Raw genomic sequence first — 16668 nt, forward strand, 5'->3', positions numbered from 1 at the left:
ACCTGGATCCATGTCAAAGTACTGCCGCCAACAACGGTGCGGCGAACAGGTTCAGCAGCCCCGTCAGAACCATGACTAACCCCGGCGCCGAGCCCTCCTCTAAAGCCGCGCAAGCCTGGCTCGTCTTGCTGCGTGAGCGTCCGGTCAGCCCTGCAGAGCGCTGACCAGCTCCGCCAGCCAAGGCTCGGCGTCGGTTTCCGGCGTCACGCTTTCACTGGCGTCCAGGCGCAGCATGGGCAGGACTTCACGTAGGCCCAGTTCGCCGAACAATTCGCGCATCTGCTCACCTCCGCCGCAAAACGTGTCGCCGTAACTCGCATCGCCCAGACCAATCACTGCACCCGGCAAGCCACGCCAGGCTGCCGGTAACTGGTTGCGAATTGCGAAATACAACGGCTGCAGGTTGTCCGGCAACTCGCCCATACCAGTGGTCGAGGTCACCGCCAGGAAGGCTTCGGGGCCAAAGGCCAGAACATCGGCGAGGCTCGCACGCGGGTTGTGCCAGGCTTCGAAACCCGCGGCGTTCAAAACGCTCGCGGCGTGGCGGGCGACTTCTTCAGCCGTGCCGTACACCGAGCCGGAAAGGATGGCGACTTTCATCAATCTGATCCTGAAGCTGAGTAAAAAGACCGGGATATTAACAGCCACGGCGAAAAAGCTGCGATTGACTCTCAATTAACGCTGATGGTCAGTAGACAGTGCTTCTTTTAGAATGCACCCCACAATCAGATTGGAAAGGACTCTCCGATGATTAACGCCCAACTGCTGCAAATGGTGATCAACGCTTCCAACGACGGCATCGTGATCGCCGAAAAGGAAGGCGAGCAGGACAACATCCTGATTTACGTCAACCCGGCATTCGAACGCCTGACGGGTTACACCAGCGAAGAAATCCTCTACCAGGATTGCCGTTTTCTTCAGTCCGGAGACCGCGACCAGGAAGCTCTCCCATTGATTCGCGAGGCGTTGAGCAGCGGCGGTTCCTTCCGGGAAATCCTCAGGAATTACCGCAAGGACGGCACGCTGTTCTGGAACGAGCTGTCCCTTTCGACGGTGAAGAACCCGAGCGACGGGCAGACTTATTTTGTCGGTGTGCAGAAAGACGTCACCGTTCAGGTCAAGGCGCAGCAGCGAGTCGCGCAGTTGGAGGCGCAATTGGCTGAGGTCCAGGCCGAGCTTGCCGCACTAAAAGCGACGAACGGCGAAAACAAAACGAAGAATTGATTGTCATTAACTACAATCACCAGTGACTTTGTAACTATTTCTGTCGAGCAGATCATGCAACGCGACGCACTCCTGACTCAGGATGAGCTGGATTTTATCCAGACCATGCAACACAACCCGCAACTCAATGTGCGGGATGCGACGTCGAGCCTGCTCGTCAACGGTGGTTCACAAATCCGTGATTTGCTCACGCGTCTTGCCGCTCATGAGCAAGTCACCATCCAGGCCAACTTCGAAAATCAGCAAATGACCTTCCCGCTGCACCTGGTGGAAGACGAGTTTCACGCGATGCATTTACGCCTCGGCGTCCCCAGCATCTATGAAGACGGACCGATGGTCCGGCCATGGCGCCTGGTACTCGAAGAACCGGTTGCTCTGGAGAATGCCAGTGGCCAACCCGGGACGTTGTGGGTGCACGAAGTGTCGTTCAAAGGAGTTTTGGTGGAAGTTCGCAACAAGACCAAACCGCCCAAACATTTCGCCTTGTGGTTCAGCCCGTCAGGCTATGAGCGAATTGCGTTGCGCGGCTCCTTCGAGAAAGAAACCGAGAGCGGCTTCTATGCCTATCAGTTGAATCAGGATGATAAGGACGAAACCGAGCGTCTGCGCCAATACATCCTTCAGCAGCATCGGCTGACGCATCCGGCCATGCATCTCTGATTCAAGTATCCAGGCTGCCTGTCAGGAACTGTTTCAGTCGCTGACGCATGACCACTCCCTCGTTACCCAGACATCCAATCGACGATCCAGCCAGGTTCTCCTGCACCAGATCGGACGCATCCCCCGCCAGCATCAAATGACAATCCAGGCTCAAGGCCAGGCGATTCAAACGCCGTGGCAACTCGAGCGCAGGCGCGTGATTGGAAACCAGCACCATCGCCTGGGGCTTTACCCTCTCGCAGACCAGAGTCAATTCAGCCAGTGGCTGACCGATAGCCAGCACTTGAATGGCCGAATCGACACTGCTCAGAAACAGCGCCGTTACCAGCAGTTCGAGTTCACGACACTGATCGTTCAGGGCACAGACAATCACCTGTCGCGGCTGCATGACACGCACCAGCAGTAGGCGCTGCAACACTCGAGAGCGCAGAAAACCATCCAGGAAAAGCCACTCGCTGGTCTGACCGAACGCGTCATGGCGCTGCAGCAATTGCTTCCAGAGTGGAAGCAGGATGTCCTGAAACACGACAGTCAGAGGGTAACTGGAAAAGATCTGTCCATAGACCTGCTCCAATTGAACCTCATCAAAAGCACTCACCACCGCCTGAACTTGCTGCTGCCATTGCGTGTAGTCAGCTTGCACGAGTTCATTGGGGACGATGTGCGACAGCGTTTGAAGCGGTGCAGTCCTGGCCAGTATCTTGCCAACTTTACTGACGGCAACGCCGCGTTCGATCCAGCCCAGGATGCTGCGGACCCGATCGATATCGGCCATCGAATACAGACGGTGCCCACTTTCGGTGCGCGTAGGCTGTATCAGCCCATAGCGGCGTTCCCATGCGCGTAGCGTGACCGGGTTGACCCGGGTCAGGCGCGCCATTTCGCGAATCGGAAACAGCTCTTCCTGTTCGAGAGGAAGACCGGGGTGCAATACAGGGACAGTGTCAGTCAAGACAGGCATTTTGAAGGTCTACGTCCATGTATAAATTGGATCCCATTCTACCTCTCCTGCCCCCATACCATTCAAGACGCTGATGGCGACGAATGTCACTGACTCATCAGGCAGAATCAGGAATAATCCTTGCTTGTCCCGAGACGCAGCCCACCACCCCGGCGCTGCGCCTGGCGAAACTCCTACCCGGAGCGACGCGTTTGTAATACGGAGATACACAATGTCTACCTCACCCGTCACGCTCATGGTTGCGCGCCGCGTCGCCGATGGGCGCTATCAGGACCTGATCGCCTGGTTGCGCGAAGGCGAACAACTGGCTACCGATTTTCCCGGCTATCTCGGCTCTGGTGTGCTTGCTCCGCCGCCCGACGATGACGAATTCCAGATTATCTTCCGCTTCGCCGATGAGCAGACCCTGCACGCTTGGGAGCATTCTGTGTCGCGCACCGCTTGGCTCGGACGCGGCAGCGACTTGTTCGCCCATCCAACGGAACATCGGGTCAGCGGCATCGAAGGCTGGTTCGGTGCGGCCGGCCAGCGCCCACCACGCTGGAAACAGGCCGTGGCGATCTGGTTGGCGTTCTTTCCGGTTTCCCTGCTGTTCAACTTTGTCCTGGGGCCGTTGCTGGCGGAAACGAGCCTGTTGAGTCGTGTGTTCATCAGCACCCTGTGCCTGACGCCGCTGATGGTTTATTTCTTCATTCCGCTGTCGACTCATGTGTTAGCCGGCTGGCTGAACACCACGCCGCGTCGGCGTTTGCCCGTCGAGCCCACCACCCAAAATCACTGACCTCTGTAGGAGCGAGGCTTGCCCGCGAATGGGGCGACGCGGTCCATCTGTCAAACTGCATCATCGTTCTTCGCGGGCAAGCCTCGCTCCTACAAAGGCACATAGGTGTACGCCTCCCGTCGCTGGTATAGTTTTGCTCTTACCGCGACGCGAGCCGTTCATGACCTCTTCCGCAGCCCCAATCCTTATCACCGGTGCCGGCCAACGTGTTGGCCTGCACTGCGCGCAGCGTTTGCTCGAGGATGGCCATCCAGTAATCTTCAGCTACCGCAGTGAACGCCCCGGCGTGCAAACCCTGCGCGACCTGGGGGCGATCGCGGTGTTTGCAGACTTCTCCACTGAAGCCGGGATCTTCGCGTTTATCAGCGAACTGAAAAACCACACCGACAGCCTGCGGGCGATCGTCCACAACGCTTCCGAATGGCTGGCCGAAACCCCAGGCACCGACGCCGCGGCCTTCACCCGCATGTTCAGCGTGCACATGCTGGCGCCTTACCTGATCAACCTGCACTGTGCCGACTTGCTGCAACGCTCAAGCCCCGCCGACATCGTGCACATCGGCGACGACGTGACCCGCAAGGGTAGCAGCAAGCACATTGGCTACTGTGCCAGCAAAGCCGGGCTCGACAGCCTGACCCTGTCCTTCGCCGCGAAATATGCGCCAACGATCAAGGTCAACGGCATCGCGCCAGCCCTGCTACTGTTCAATCCTGACGACGATGCGGCGTACCGCGCCAAGGCACTGGCCAAGTCCGCGCTGGGTATCGAACCCGGCAGCGAAGTGATCTACCAGAGCTTGCGCTATTTGCTCGACAACCCTTATGTCACCGGCACGACTCTGACCGTCAACGGCGGACGGCACATCAAATAAGCGGCCCCGCGAGGATGTTCCATGACGTTATACCTGCCCCAGAACTCCTTATCCGAAAGCTACCGCGAGATCCTCATCGGCCTCGGTGAAAATCCCGACCGCGAGGGCCTGCTCGACACCCCGGCTCGCGCGGCAAAAGCCATGCAGTACCTCTGCCATGGTTACGAGCAAAGCGTCGAAGAGATCGTCAACGGCGCGCTGTTTGCTTCCGACAACGATGAAATGATCATCGTCGACAACATCGAGCTGTACTCGCTCTGCGAACATCACATGCTGCCCTTCATCGGCAAGGCGCATGTGGCTTATATTCCAACGGGCAAGGTGCTGGGCCTGTCGAAGATTGCGCGACTGGTGGACATGTTCGCCCGTCGCCTGCAAATCCAGGAAAACCTCACCCGGCAAATCGCCGACGCGGTGCAGCAAGTGACCGGCGCGGCGGGCGTCGCGGTGGTCATCGAAGCCAAGCACATGTGCATGATGATGCGCGGCGTCGAGAAACAGAATTCGACCATGAACACCTCGGTGATGCTCGGCGCCTTCCGCGATTCGAGCAACACCCGCCAGGAGTTCCTGCAATTGATTGGACGGAGCAAGTAGCAATGCCACAACTTCAACCAGGAACAGCACGCATCCGGGTCAAGGACCTGTGCCTGCGAACCTTTATCGGCATCAACGAGGATGAAATCCTCAATAAGCAGGATGTGCTGATTAACCTGACCATCCTGTATGCCGCTCAGGAAGCGGTGCGTGACAACGATATCGATCACGCGCTGAATTACCGCACCATCACCAAGGCGATCATCGCCCACGTGGAAGGCAATCGGTTCGCCCTGCTCGAGCGCCTGACTCAGGAAATTCTCGATCTGGTCATGGCCAACGAATCGGTGTTGTATGCCGAGGTCGAAGTCGACAAGCCACACGCCCTGCGTTTTGCCGAATCGGTGTCGATTACCCTCGCGGCAAGCCGCTAAGCGCGTCTGGCGCATTGTTCGCCAGGCTTTTATCATCCCGCCACGATTTGATTGCACAGAGCCCGCCATGACCGATCAACAACGCCTGGAACTCGAAGCCGCCGCCTTTCGCCGACTGGTCGCCCACCTGGACAGCCGCAAGGATGTGCAGAACATCGACCTGATGAACCTTTCCGGTTTCTGCCGCAACTGCTTGTCCAAGTGGTACAAGGCCGCCGCTGACGAACGCCAGATCGAGGTCAGCCTCGATGACGCCCGCGAAGTGGTTTACGGCATGCCGTACGCCGAGTGGAAAGCTCAATACCAGCAAGAAGCCGACGCCGAACAACAAGCGGCGTTCGCCAAAGGAAAACCCAATGAGTGATTTGAACACCCTGCGCACCCGCCTCAAGAGCGGCGAACACGTTTTTGCCGACACCCTGGCCTTCATCGCCGCCGGCTACGACTACCAGCCACAGGCCTTCAACAACGGCGGTGTGGAAAACACGGCCGGGCAGAACGAAGGCTCGTGCAAGACCCTGGGTCTGGCGCTGCTGGAAGGCTTGAGCGATGAAGAAGCGCTGTTGGCGTTCGGCGAGCATTACCGCTCGGTGGTGGCCACGCCTGAAGGCAGCGACCACGGCAATATCCGCGCGTTGATTGCTCATGGTTTGGCCGGTGTGAAATTCAGCCAACAGCCACTGACTCGCCGCTAAAAGCTTTTTTGTAGGAGCAAGGCTTGCCTGCGAAGGCGTCCTTGAATCTTGCATCGCTTTTGAAGACGCCATCGCTGGCAAGCCATGCTCCTACAGATTCTGCGTTGTTGCTGCTGATTTTTGCATAACGCTCAAACCACATCCCGACTTTTAAGATTGACCCGGCAACTTTATTTCGTTTGCCGGGCACCGCTGCTCACGGCTTAGATAAAAAGAAGCATCCCTTCTTCTGAGTCAGGTATCCATGCGCAGCGAAACCATCAGCCGGTCGATCAACATCGTTCATCCCGTCACGCTCAGCCACGGCAAAAATGCCGAGGTCTGGGACACGGATGGCAAACGCTACATCGACTTCGTCGGTGGCATCGGGGTGCTGAACCTCGGCCATTGCCATCCGCGCATCGTCGAGGCCATTCGCGAACAAGCCACGCGCCTGACCCACTACGCGTTCAACGCTGCCCCGCATGCGCCCTACTTCGAACTGATGGATCGTCTCGCCGCGTTTATTCCGGTGAATTACCCGGTCAGCGGCATGCTCACCAACAGCGGCGCGGAAGCGGCGGAAAACGCCCTGAAGATCGTTCGCGGCGCGACCGGTCGCACGGTCGTCATCGCCTTCGACGGGGCCTTCCACGGCCGCACGCTCGCCACCCTCAACCTCAACGGTAAAGTCGCGCCTTACAAACAGAAAGTCGGCGTGCTGCCGGGTCCGGTGTTTCACCTGCCCTTCCCGAGCAACGACAACGGCGTGACCTGCGCCGAGGCCCTGAAAGCCTTGGAGCGACTGTTCAGCGTCGAGATCGACGTCGACGACGTCGCCTGTTTTATCGTCGAACCAGTGCAGGGTGAGGCCGGCTTCCTGGCGATGGACGTGGAGTTCGCTCAAGCGCTACGGCGGTTCTGTGATGAAAAAAACATTCTGCTGATCGCCGATGAAATCCAGTCCGGCTTCGGCCGCACCGGCCAACGCTTTGCGTTCTCGCGACTGGGCATAGAGCCGGACCTGATCCTGCTGGGCAAAAGCATTGCCGGCGGCGTGCCGTTGGGTGCGGTAGTCGGCCGTAAGTCGCTGCTCGACACCTTGCCAAAGGGCGGGCTGGGCGGCACCTATTCGGGCAATCCCATCGCCTGCGCTGCGGCGTTGGCGACCCTGGATGAAATGACTGACGCGAATCTGCAAGCTTGGGGGGCACAGCAGGAAGAAGCGATTGTCAGCCGCTATGAATCCTGGCGCACCCGCACGCTGTCGCCGTACCTGGGCCGTTTGACCGGCGTCGGTGCGATGCGCGGCATCGAACTGACCCGTCCCGACGGCACACCGGCCTCGGCACAGTTGACGCAACTGTTGGCGTTGGCACGCGACGCAGGTTTGCTGCTGATGCCCAGCGGCAAGTCGCGCCACATCATCCGGCTCCTGGCACCGTTGACCACCGAAGCGGCTGTGCTGGAGGAAGGGCTGGACATTCTTGAGGCCTGCCTCGCCAAGCTTTCCTGAAAAGCAAACTACGATCAGGGACTGACGTAGCGAATTATGTTCGCTTGTCGTCCCTGATTTTGCGTCGCAATACTCACCAAATACCCCTTTTACCGAGCGAGATCACGACCACTTACAAGCCTGAGGCATTCATGTATCACGACAATATAATTTATAAAAAAAAGTCCAATGATCCTCAATTCCTGCTTGGCGTCGCCGTGGTGCTGTTTCTCGGCTCCTACCTGATGAACCTGGGTAACAGCGCCCTCAGTCATTTCCTGCATCCGCTGTTGGGCAATGCCCCGGACAGCCTGACCGCTCGCAATATCGCCATCGGTCTGGCGATTGCCGCACTGGGCACGCTGAACTTTCACGTCCTCGGACGCTTGAAACTCAAGGTGCAGACCACCGTGGTCTGGATCGAGCTGCTGATCCTGTTCCTGGCGTTCTTCGACACCTTCGACCTCTCCTACAGTTTCATCCTCGACAAGGTCGGCTTCCTGATCATCCAGGGCGCTGCAACCACGCTGTACATCTCCGCCGTGGCGATTGTGATTGCCTTCGTGCTGGCGTTGATCGGGGCGGTGGCCAAGCTATCGAACAACGGCCTGGCCAATGCCATCGCCTCGTTCTACACCTCGTTCTTTCGCGGTGTTCCGCTGCTGATACAGATCTACCTGATTTACCTCGGGCTGCCGCAATTGGGCTATGTGGTCGACGCGGTTCCCGCCGGCATCCTTGCGTTATCCCTGTGCTACGGCGCCTACATGACCGAGATTTTCCGTGCGGGTATCCAGAGCATTCCGGTGGGCCAATGGGAAGCTTCACGAGCTTTGGGCATCAGCCCGTTCAAGACCTTGAGCCGGGTGATCATGCCGCAAGCCTTGCGGGTGATCATTCCGCCCACCGGTAACCAGTTCATCGCCATGCTCAAAGACAGTTCGCTGGTGTCGGTGATCGGCGTCTGGGAACTGATGTACCTGGCCAAGACCCAGGGCCGCGCGGACTTCCGCCACCTGGAAATGCTGATCACCGCCGCAATGATTTACTGGGCCCTGTCGTTCATCCTCGAACGGGTGCAGGCGCGGATCGAAAAACGGGTCAACCGATCCATCGCAAGGGGTTGATGCGTGATGACTCGAACCAATACCGCGGAGCTACTCGACCTGGCACCCGTTGCGCAGGCCAGCCCTTCGATGATTTCCATCATCGGTTTGAACAAGTGGTACGGCGACTTTCACGCTTTGCGCGATGTCGACCTGAACGTCGCCGCCGGCGAAATCCTGGTGGTGTGCGGACCGTCGGGCTCGGGCAAATCGACGATGATTCGCTGCATCAACCACCTGGAAAACTTCCAGAAGGGCCACATCCAGGTCAACGGAATCACCCTCACCAGCGAGGCAGAAAGTGTCAGCGCGGTGCGCCGGGAAATCGGCATGGTGTTCCAGAGCTTCAACTTGTTCCCGCACTTGAGCGTGATGGACAACCTGACCCTGGCGCCGCAACTGGTGCAAGGCGTGTCGGGCGTCGAGGCGAAAAAACGCGCTCAGGTTTACCTGGAACGGGTGCGAATTGCCGAGCATGCGCACAAGTACCCATCGCAATTGTCCGGTGGCCAGCAACAGCGCGTGGCGATTGCCCGGGCGCTGTGCATGAACCCCAAAGTGATGCTGTTCGATGAGCCGACCTCGGCGCTGGATCCGGAAATGGTCCACGAAGTGCTGGACGTAATGGGCGAGTTGGCCACCGACGGCATGACCATGATTTGCGTGACCCACGAAATGGGTTTTGCCAGCAAGGTCGCCGACCGCGTGCTGTTCATGGACCAGGGCCAGGTGATCGAACAAGCCACCCCTGCCGAGTTTTTCAACAACCCGCAAACCGAACGTGCGCAGAAATTCCTGTCGCAGATCATCGGTCACTGAGCACCGCTTTGCCCCTTCATCACAATAACGATAAGTGGAGATGGACATGGTCAGCAAAAAACACGTAATTGCAGCCGCAATGTCGCTGGTATTCGTCGGCGCCGCCAATGCCGGTGCCGTGCTGGACAAGATCCAGAGCAGCAAGACATTGACCGTCGCCACGTCGGCGACCTGGCCACCCCAGGGTTTTATCAACGACAAGAATGAAATCGATGGGTTTGATATCGACGTTTCCAAGGAAATCGCCAAGCGTCTCGGCGTAGAGGCCAAGTTCATTACGCCCGACTGGGACGTGATCACCGCCGGCAAGTGGAACGGCCGCTGGGACGTGTCCGTCGGCTCGATGACGGCGACCAAAAGTCGCGCACGAATCCTCGATTTCCCAGGGACCTATTACTACGTTCCCTACGTGTTCGCGGTGCACGCAAAATCCACGGTCACTGACCACAAAGCGTTGAATGGCAGAATCATCGGCGTCGAAGGTGGCACCACGTCCGAGGACTATTTCAGCCAGTCCCTGGCGATTGAAACCACTGACGTGCCGCCAGTCGTGTACGACGTCAAAACCGAAAAAATGAAAACCTACTCCGGTTCCGTCGGGCCGCTCGACGACCTGCGCCTGGGCGACGGTGCCCGCCTGGACGCCATCCTCACGCAACGCAGCACGCTGGATGCAGCGGTGAAAAAGGGCTATCCATTGCGGGCCGTCGACAACAACGTGGTGTTCTACGAACCGCTGGCCGTCGCCACCGACAAGGGTGACCTGGAGCTGAAAGCCAAGCTCGGTGAAATAATCGCCGCGATGCACAAGGACGGCACGCTGACCAAGCTGTCGGACAAGTGGTACGGCGTCGACTATTCGACCATCAAGTAAACGCTGCCCTCCCTGTGGGAGCGAGCCTGCTCGCGAAAGCGGTGTGCCAGTCAATATTGATGTCGACTGATCCTCCGCATTCGCGAGCAGGCTCGCTCCCACAAAAGCTAACTCTTCAAGGATTGACCATGTCCTTCCCCACCACCTGGTACTCCCAAACCTCTCTACCCCGCGCAGCCAGGCCCGAACTGCGCACTGACGAAACCTGCGACGTCTGCATCATCGGCGCCGGGATCGCGGGCCTTACCGCTGCCCTGGAACTGACCCGACGGGGCAAACGCGTGATGATCCTCGAAGCCCGACAAGTCGCCTGGGGCGCGTCCGGTCGAAATGGCGGCGTGGTCTCGCCGGGCTGGGCTCAAGGGTCGGGAGCGATCTGCAAGAAACTTGGACTGGAACAGGCCAAGGCGCTCTTTAAAATGTCGGTCGAGGGTGTGGAGATTGTCCGCCGCAACATCGCCGAACTGGCCTTGGCTGGCTGCGATCCGTCCGCCGGTACGATTCAGGTCAAGCGTTACGACGACAGTGCGGGTGTGAAAAACCACATCGACACGATGCGCCGTGACTTCGGCTATGAACTCAACTACCTCGACACCCCTCAGGTCCGCGAGCGGGCCCACACCCTGCGCTATTTCCAAGGCATCGAAGATCCGAAGGCGCTGCACTTTCACCCGCTGAATTATTGCCTGGGGCTGGCCCTCGCCATCGAAGCCGCGGGAAGCCGGATTTTCGAACAATCAAAAATGCTGGCCTGGCATGGCGAGGGCGCTGACAAAATTGTCCAGACCGCTCACGGCACCGTGCGCTGCCAGGACCTGGTGTTTTGCGCCGGTGGTTACGGCGGCCCGGAGTTACAAAAACTCAGCCGCGCCTACCTGCCCATCGCTACTTACGTGGTGCTGACCGAACACCTGGGCGACTCGATCAAAAACGTCCTCGACTCCGGCGCCGCGTTCTCCGACGACCGCCGAGCTTCGGACTATTACCGCGTGGTCGAAGGCGACCGCCTGCTCTGGGGCGGACGCATCACCACCCGCAACGAACAGAACGAAAAGGCTCTCGCCACCATGCTCAAGGCCGACATGATGTCGGTCTATCCACAACTGGCCCCGGTCAAAATTGAATTGGCCTGGTCCGGCCTAATGGGCTATTCCACCAACAAAATGCCCAACCTGGGATTGCTGGAATCGGGCGTTTGGGCCTGCACCTCGTTCGGTGGTCATGGCTTGAATACCGGTTCGATTGGCGGCAGGGTCATCGCCGAAGCGGTGTGCGGGGAAAGTGCGCGTTATCAGCTGTTCAAACCGTACTTGCTGGACTGGAACGGCGGGCCGTTCGGGCGCGTTGCCGCCAATGCCATCTATCAATCGCTGAAGCTCATGGATTTTGTCCAGGAGCGCTTCCGGGCTAAATGAATTGGCCAATACAATTCCTGTAGGAGCGAGCGGTGCGGCGATCCGACTTGCCCGCGAAGGCGATTTAATATTCAGCATTGATGTCGGCTGACACGGCGCATTCGCGGGCAAGTCGGATCGCCGCACCGCTCGCTCCTACAGGGGATGTGGTGAACGCATTTGCTGTGTGCACAAAAAAACCGGCCGAGGCCGGTTTTTTCATTGCTACGCAATCAGAACGAAGCGTTCTGCAGGTCGTCGAGGTAACGCTCGGCGTCCAGTGCCGCCATGCAGCCAGCGCCGGCCGAGGTGATGGCCTGACGGTAAACGTGGTCAGCCACGTCACCGGCAGCAAAGATGCCTTCGAGGCTGGTGGCCGTGGCGTTGCCGTCACGGCCGCCCTGCACCACCAGGTAACCGTCTTTCAACGTCAACTGACCTTCGAACAACGAGGTGTTCGGGGTGTGGCCGATGGCGATGAACACGCCGTCGACGGTCAGCTCGTCGAAGCTGCCGTCGTTGTTCTTCAGGCGGGCACCGGTCACGCCCATGTTGTCGCCCAGGACTTCGTCCAGAGTCGAGTTCAGCTTCAAGACGATCTTGCCTTCGGCAACCCGGGCATTGAGCTTGTCGATCAGGATTTTCTCGGCGCGGAAGGTTTCGCGACGGTGGATCAGGGTGACCTTGCTGGCGATGTTGGCCAGGTACAGCGCTTCTTCCACAGCAGTGTTACCGCCACCCACCACGGCCACTGGCTTGTTGCGGTAGAAGAATCCGTCGCAGGTCGCGCAGGCCGAAACGCCTTTGCCCATGAACGCTTCTTCCGACGGCAGGCCCAGGTAACGAGCGCTGGCGCCGGTGGCGATGATCAGGGCGTCGCAGGTGTAAGTCGCGCTGTCGCCGGTCAGGGTGTAAGGCTTGGCAGCGAAGTCGACGGCATTGATGTGATCGAAGACGATCTCGGTTTCAAAACGCTCGGCGTGCTCTTTCATGCGCTCCATCAGCGCCGGGCCGGTCAGGCCGTGGACGTCGCCCGGCCAGTTGTCGACTTCGGTGGTGGTGGTCAGTTGACCACCGGCCTGCATGCCGGTGATCAGCAGCGGCTTGAGATTGGCACGGGCGGCATACACCGCAGCGCTGTAACCGGCAGGGCCGGAACCGAGAATAATCACTCGCGAATGACGGACTTCAGACATGACCTGCTCCTGTTGACCGGCCGGAAACACCTGGCGCGGAACGCCGGGTTGCCGGCGGGAATAAAAAAGGACCGTTGAAAGCACTTGGGGAAGGCTTGAACTCGACAGTCCTGTAAAAAGATTGGGTGCAGCGTATCGAGGGGGCGAAGATTAAGGAAATACGGTTTAACAATCCAGCTCATAGGCGGTCTCTATCCCATCACAATGGAGAGATAGGCGCCTTTGTTACAGTTAATGTCGATGCTGCTGCCGCGCTTTCGCCCGTCAGGCAAAGCCGGTAAGGTCGGCGCGTTTCCCCTTTGCTCGGAGCACGTTATGCCCGCCCCCGTTCTGTCCGGCCCGCAATACCTGCGCGAAGGCCTCAAGCTGGTCCTGAGCCCAAGCCTGCGCTTGTTCGTGTTGTTGCCCCTGGTGATCAACCTGGTGCTGTTCGTCGGATTGATCTACCTGGCCAGCCATCAATTCAGCCTGTGGGTCGATACATTGATGCCGTCCCTGCCCGACTGGCTGAGTTTTCTCAGTTATGTCCTCTGGCCGTTGTTCGTGGTGCTGGTGGTGTTGATGGTGTTCTTCACCTTCACCATGCTGGCCAACGTCATCGCGGCACCGTTCAACGGCTTTCTGGCGGAAAAAGTCGAAGTCGTGGTGCGTGGCACGGACGACTTCCCGACCTTCAGCTGGGGCGAACTGATCGCCATGATCCCTCGCACCCTGGCCCGGGAGATGCGCAAACTCGGTTACTTCCTGCCCCGCGCCATCGGGTTGTTCATCCTCTCGTTCATTCCGGTGGTGAACATCATCGCTGCGCCACTGTGGCTGCTGTTCGGAGTGTGGATGATGGCGATCCAATACATCGACTACCCGGCGGATAACCACAAACTGGGCTGGAACGAGATGCTTGCCTGGTTGCGCGAGAAGCGCTGGCAGAGCATGAGTTTCGGCGGGAGTGTTTATCTGGTGCTGCTGATTCCGGTGGTCAACATCCTGATGATGCCGGCCGCTGTGGCGGGAGCGACCTTGTTCTGGGTGCGCGAGCGCGGCGCTGAAAACCTGGTGACCCAACGCTGATTCGGTCACAAATCCGTCATCGAACCGTCACACTGACGACATGGCCTCAGCCGACACTGAGGTCATGACGACAGCTCTGCATATCACTCTGATCACCGAAACCTTCCCACCGGAAATCAACGGCGTAGCCAATACCCTTGGCCGCTTGTGCGACGGCTTGCGCGCGCGCGGGCATCAGGTGGAATTGGTGCGACCTCGTCAGGGTTGCGACCAGCAGCTGGGCAGCGACGATGCCTTGTTGCTGTGTCGGGGCTGGCCGCTGCCGGGCTATCCCGGTTTGCAATGGGGCCAGTCGTCGATGCACAAACTGCTGCGGCGCTGGAAGCGTCATCGGCCGGACGTGCTGTACATCGCCACGGAAGGACCGCTGGGATTGTCCGCGTTGCGCGCGGCACGGCGCTTGGGGATTTCGGTCGTCAGTGGCTTCCACACCAATTTCCAGCAGTACTCCAGCCAGTATGGGCTCGGGTTGCTGACACGTTTGCTGACGCACTACCTGCGCTGGTTTCACAATCGCTCGACCCTGACCCTGGTGCCCAGCGTCAGCCAGCGGCTGGAACTGGAGCGCCGGCATTTCGAGCGTCTGGCGTTGCTGTCCCGAGGGGTCGACAGCCAGTTGTTTCACCCGACCAAACGGATTAACGCCCTGCGTGAGAGTTGGGGGGTGGGGAACGACGACATTGCTGTCATCCACGTAGGACGCCTGGCACCAGAGAAAAATCTGGGCCTGCTCAAGCGCAGTTTCGACGCGCTGAAAGCGACTTATCCACAGCGAACAATAAAGTTGATCGTGGTCGGAGACGGTCCGCAACGAGCGGCACTTGAGAAGGAACTGCCTGAAGCGCTTTTCTGTGGCTCACAACGCGGCGAAGCGCTGGCCAGTCACTATGCATCGGGGGATGTGTTTCTGTTTCCAAGCCTGACCGAGACTTTCGGCAACGTGGTGCTTGAGGCACTGGCTTCGGGTTTGGGTGTGGTGGCTTACGATCAGGCTGCCGCGGCTCAGCACATTCGCCATGGCTACAACGGCGTACTGGCGATGCCGGGAGACGAAGAGGCGTTCTGCGATGCGGCGTGTTGGCTGCTGGAGAAGCGCGAAACCTTGCGCTGCGTGCGGCTTAATGCGCGTCAGCATGCGAGTCGTCAGGGCTGGGCGGCGATTATCGAGCAGTTTGAAGGGCAGTTGCGCGGGGCTTGTGTGCAGGGGCAAGCGTTGCCTGGTGCGGCGTCGGTACCTTAAAAGCTTCGCGGGCAAGCCTCGCTCCTACAGGATCTATGTCGATCACAACACTTCGACACGACTCGGACCTGTAGGAGCGAGGCTTGCCCGCGAAGAGGCCCTTCCGGTCGCTGCTTAAACCAGGGTCATCAACGCCTCACGGCTGAACGGCAGGATGTCTTCTTCCCGGCCATCACGCACTTTCTGCGCCCAGTCCGGGTCCACCAGCAGCGCACGACCTACCGCCACCAGATCGAACTCATCATTGTTCAAACGCTCCAGCAGTTTTTCCAGACTGGCCGGCTGCGCGATCTTGTCGGTGTTGACCATGAACTGCAGGAACTCGCCGTCCAGGCCGACACTGCCCACTGTGATAGTCGGCTTGCCAGTGAGTTTGCGGGTCCAGCCTGCCAGGTTCAGCTCGGAACCGTCGAATTCCGGCTCCCAGAAACGACGTGTCGAGCAGTGGAAAATATCCACGCCGGCGTCGGACAACGGTTTGAGGAATTCGCCCAACGCTTCGGGTGTTTGCACCAGACGCGCGGTGTAATCCTGCTGCTTCCATTGGGAGAAACGAAAAATAATCGAGAAGCCTTCACCGACCGCCGCACGCACCGCCTGAATCAGTTCAATGGCGAAGCGCGAACGGTTGGCCAGGCTGCCGCCGTATTCGTCGGTGCGCTGGTTGCTGCCTTCCCAGAAGAACTGGTCCACGAGGTAGCCGTGGGCACCGTGAATTTCCACGCCGTCCATGCCGATGCTCTGGGCATCTTTGGCGGCCTGGGCGAACGCGGCGATCACGTCCTGGATATCTTGCTGGGTCATGCCGTGAACCACGACCTGACCGTCCTTCAATTTCTCCGACGGACCGTAACCCGGCACGCTGGCATCCGGCTCGGTGCCGATGCGGCGCACGCTGCCGACATGCCACAGCTGCGGAACGATCTTGCCGCCTTCAGCATGAACCGCGTCGACCACTTTCTTCCAGCCGGCCAGCGCTGCTTCACCGTAGAAATGCGGCACGTTCGGATAACCGTTGGAAGCCTTGTGGGCGACGGTGGTGCCTTCGGTGATGATCAGGCCGACACCCGCTGCGGCGCGACGACGGTAGTACTCGATCACTTTGGAATTGGGAACGCCACCCGGCGAAAACGAGCGGGTCATCGGCGCCATGACGACGCGGGTCGGCAGTTCAAGGTTGCCGAGATGGAACGGTTTGAACAGGGCTTTGACGGGCATGGGGCGCTCCACGGGGAAATGACTTTATGACGGCGATAATATGGAGAGTTGCCAGCCTTGAACAGCACTATTGATTTGGGTGATTAAGGATCAAAAGACAGTAGGAGCGAAGCTTG

Annotated in this window: 19 protein-coding genes and 1 pseudogene; 15 read left to right on the forward strand and 5 right to left on the reverse strand. The window is 59.0% G+C overall.

Features of this window, described 5'->3' with window-relative positions:
• Nucleotides 1-13: 13 nt before the first annotated feature.
• A pseudogene (locus tag ACYZT0_RS21085) lies at nt 14-100 on the reverse strand (LrgB family protein); the annotation flags it as partial.
• 44 nt (nt 101-144) lie between these two features.
• Nucleotides 145-600 carry a flavodoxin gene (locus ACYZT0_RS21090; RefSeq protein ID WP_462042844.1) on the reverse strand — a complete coding sequence of 152 codons (456 nt, stop codon included), beginning with the start codon at nt 598-600 and terminating at the stop codon, nt 145-147.
• 147 nt (nt 601-747) lie between these two features.
• On the opposite strand from ACYZT0_RS21090, the gene ACYZT0_RS21095 reads away from it, so the two are divergent.
• Nucleotides 748-1224, forward strand: coding sequence for a PAS domain-containing protein (locus tag ACYZT0_RS21095; protein WP_462042845.1), 477 nt, complete (start codon nt 748-750; stop codon nt 1222-1224).
• A 54-nt stretch (nt 1225-1278) separates the two neighbouring features.
• Nucleotides 1279-1884: a hypothetical protein gene (locus ACYZT0_RS21100; RefSeq protein WP_462042846.1), complete on the forward strand. Its 606-nt coding sequence runs from the start codon at nt 1279-1281 to the stop codon at nt 1882-1884.
• Nucleotide 1885: 1 nt separating this feature from the next.
• Here the strand turns inward: ACYZT0_RS21100 and ACYZT0_RS21105 are convergent, their stop codons facing one another.
• Entirely contained in the window at nt 1886-2845 is a 960-nt protein-coding gene (locus tag ACYZT0_RS21105) for a MerR family transcriptional regulator (RefSeq protein WP_462042847.1), read from the reverse strand.
• A 211-nt stretch (nt 2846-3056) separates the two neighbouring features.
• Between ACYZT0_RS21105 and ACYZT0_RS21110 the strand changes: the two genes are divergently transcribed.
• The 11 genes from ACYZT0_RS21110 (at nt 3057) to ACYZT0_RS21160 (ending at nt 11851) form a co-directional block, all read left to right on the forward strand.
• Entirely contained in the window at nt 3057-3626 is a 570-nt protein-coding gene (locus tag ACYZT0_RS21110; protein ID WP_462042848.1) for an antibiotic biosynthesis monooxygenase, read from the forward strand.
• A gap of 160 nt (nt 3627-3786) precedes the next feature.
• Complete coding sequence (gene folM / locus ACYZT0_RS21115) at nt 3787-4497, forward strand: dihydromonapterin reductase (protein ID WP_462042849.1); 711 nt, start codon at nt 3787-3789, stop codon at nt 4495-4497.
• Between the two features lie 21 nt (nt 4498-4518).
• Nucleotides 4519-5094 (forward strand): GTP cyclohydrolase I FolE, encoded by a 576-nt coding sequence (gene folE, locus ACYZT0_RS21120; protein WP_462042850.1) that lies wholly within the window; start codon nt 4519-4521, stop codon nt 5092-5094.
• A gap of 2 nt (nt 5095-5096) precedes the next feature.
• Complete coding sequence (folX, locus tag ACYZT0_RS21125) at nt 5097-5468, forward strand: dihydroneopterin triphosphate 2'-epimerase (protein ID WP_129438421.1); 372 nt, start codon at nt 5097-5099, stop codon at nt 5466-5468.
• 67 nt (nt 5469-5535) lie between these two features.
• On the forward strand, nt 5536-5832 hold the full coding sequence (locus ACYZT0_RS21130; RefSeq protein WP_462042851.1) for a DUF1244 domain-containing protein: 297 nt from the start codon (nt 5536-5538) through the stop codon (nt 5830-5832).
• Nucleotides 5825-6163, forward strand: a complete 339-nt coding sequence (locus ACYZT0_RS21135; protein ID WP_462042852.1) for a HopJ type III effector protein — start codon at nt 5825-5827, stop codon at nt 6161-6163. Before ACYZT0_RS21130 ends, ACYZT0_RS21135 begins: the two co-directional genes overlap by 8 nt.
• Before the next feature lie 244 nt (nt 6164-6407).
• Nucleotides 6408-7658, forward strand: coding sequence for a 2-aminoadipate transaminase (locus tag ACYZT0_RS21140; protein ID WP_462042853.1), 1251 nt, complete (start codon nt 6408-6410; stop codon nt 7656-7658).
• Between the two features lie 131 nt (nt 7659-7789).
• The gene (locus tag ACYZT0_RS21145) at nt 7790-8764 is read left to right on the forward strand and encodes an amino acid ABC transporter permease (RefSeq protein ID WP_462042854.1); all 975 of its coding nucleotides are present in this window, start codon (nt 7790-7792) and stop codon (nt 8762-8764) included.
• A gap of 6 nt (nt 8765-8770) precedes the next feature.
• A complete protein-coding gene (locus tag ACYZT0_RS21150) occupies nt 8771-9562 on the forward strand; it encodes an amino acid ABC transporter ATP-binding protein (protein ID WP_462042855.1) in 792 nt (263 codons plus the stop codon).
• Between the two features lie 46 nt (nt 9563-9608).
• Complete coding sequence (locus ACYZT0_RS21155; RefSeq protein ID WP_462042856.1) at nt 9609-10436, forward strand: transporter substrate-binding domain-containing protein; 828 nt, start codon at nt 9609-9611, stop codon at nt 10434-10436.
• Between the two features lie 128 nt (nt 10437-10564).
• On the forward strand, nt 10565-11851 hold the full coding sequence (locus ACYZT0_RS21160; protein WP_462042857.1) for an NAD(P)/FAD-dependent oxidoreductase: 1287 nt from the start codon (nt 10565-10567) through the stop codon (nt 11849-11851).
• A gap of 212 nt (nt 11852-12063) precedes the next feature.
• Here ACYZT0_RS21160 and trxB read toward each other — a convergent pair whose 3' ends face one another.
• Nucleotides 12064-13026 carry a thioredoxin-disulfide reductase gene (gene trxB, locus ACYZT0_RS21165; protein WP_462040285.1) on the reverse strand — a complete coding sequence of 321 codons (963 nt, stop codon included), beginning with the start codon at nt 13024-13026 and terminating at the stop codon, nt 12064-12066.
• Nucleotides 13027-13341: 315 nt separating this feature from the next.
• Between trxB and cysZ the strand changes: the two genes are divergently transcribed.
• Nucleotides 13342-14094: a sulfate transporter CysZ gene (gene cysZ, locus ACYZT0_RS21170; protein WP_462042858.1), complete on the forward strand. Its 753-nt coding sequence runs from the start codon at nt 13342-13344 to the stop codon at nt 14092-14094.
• 40 nt (nt 14095-14134) lie between these two features.
• Nucleotides 14135-15334, forward strand: coding sequence for a glycosyltransferase family 4 protein (locus ACYZT0_RS21175; protein ID WP_462042859.1), 1200 nt, complete (start codon nt 14135-14137; stop codon nt 15332-15334).
• Nucleotides 15335-15448: 114 nt separating this feature from the next.
• Here ACYZT0_RS21175 and ACYZT0_RS21180 read toward each other — a convergent pair whose 3' ends face one another.
• Entirely contained in the window at nt 15449-16552 is a 1104-nt protein-coding gene (locus ACYZT0_RS21180; RefSeq protein ID WP_462042860.1) for an NADH:flavin oxidoreductase, read from the reverse strand.
• Nucleotides 16553-16668: the final 116 nt, after the last annotated feature.

The sequence above is a fragment of the Pseudomonas sp. ZS1P83 genome (assembly GCF_054897825.1).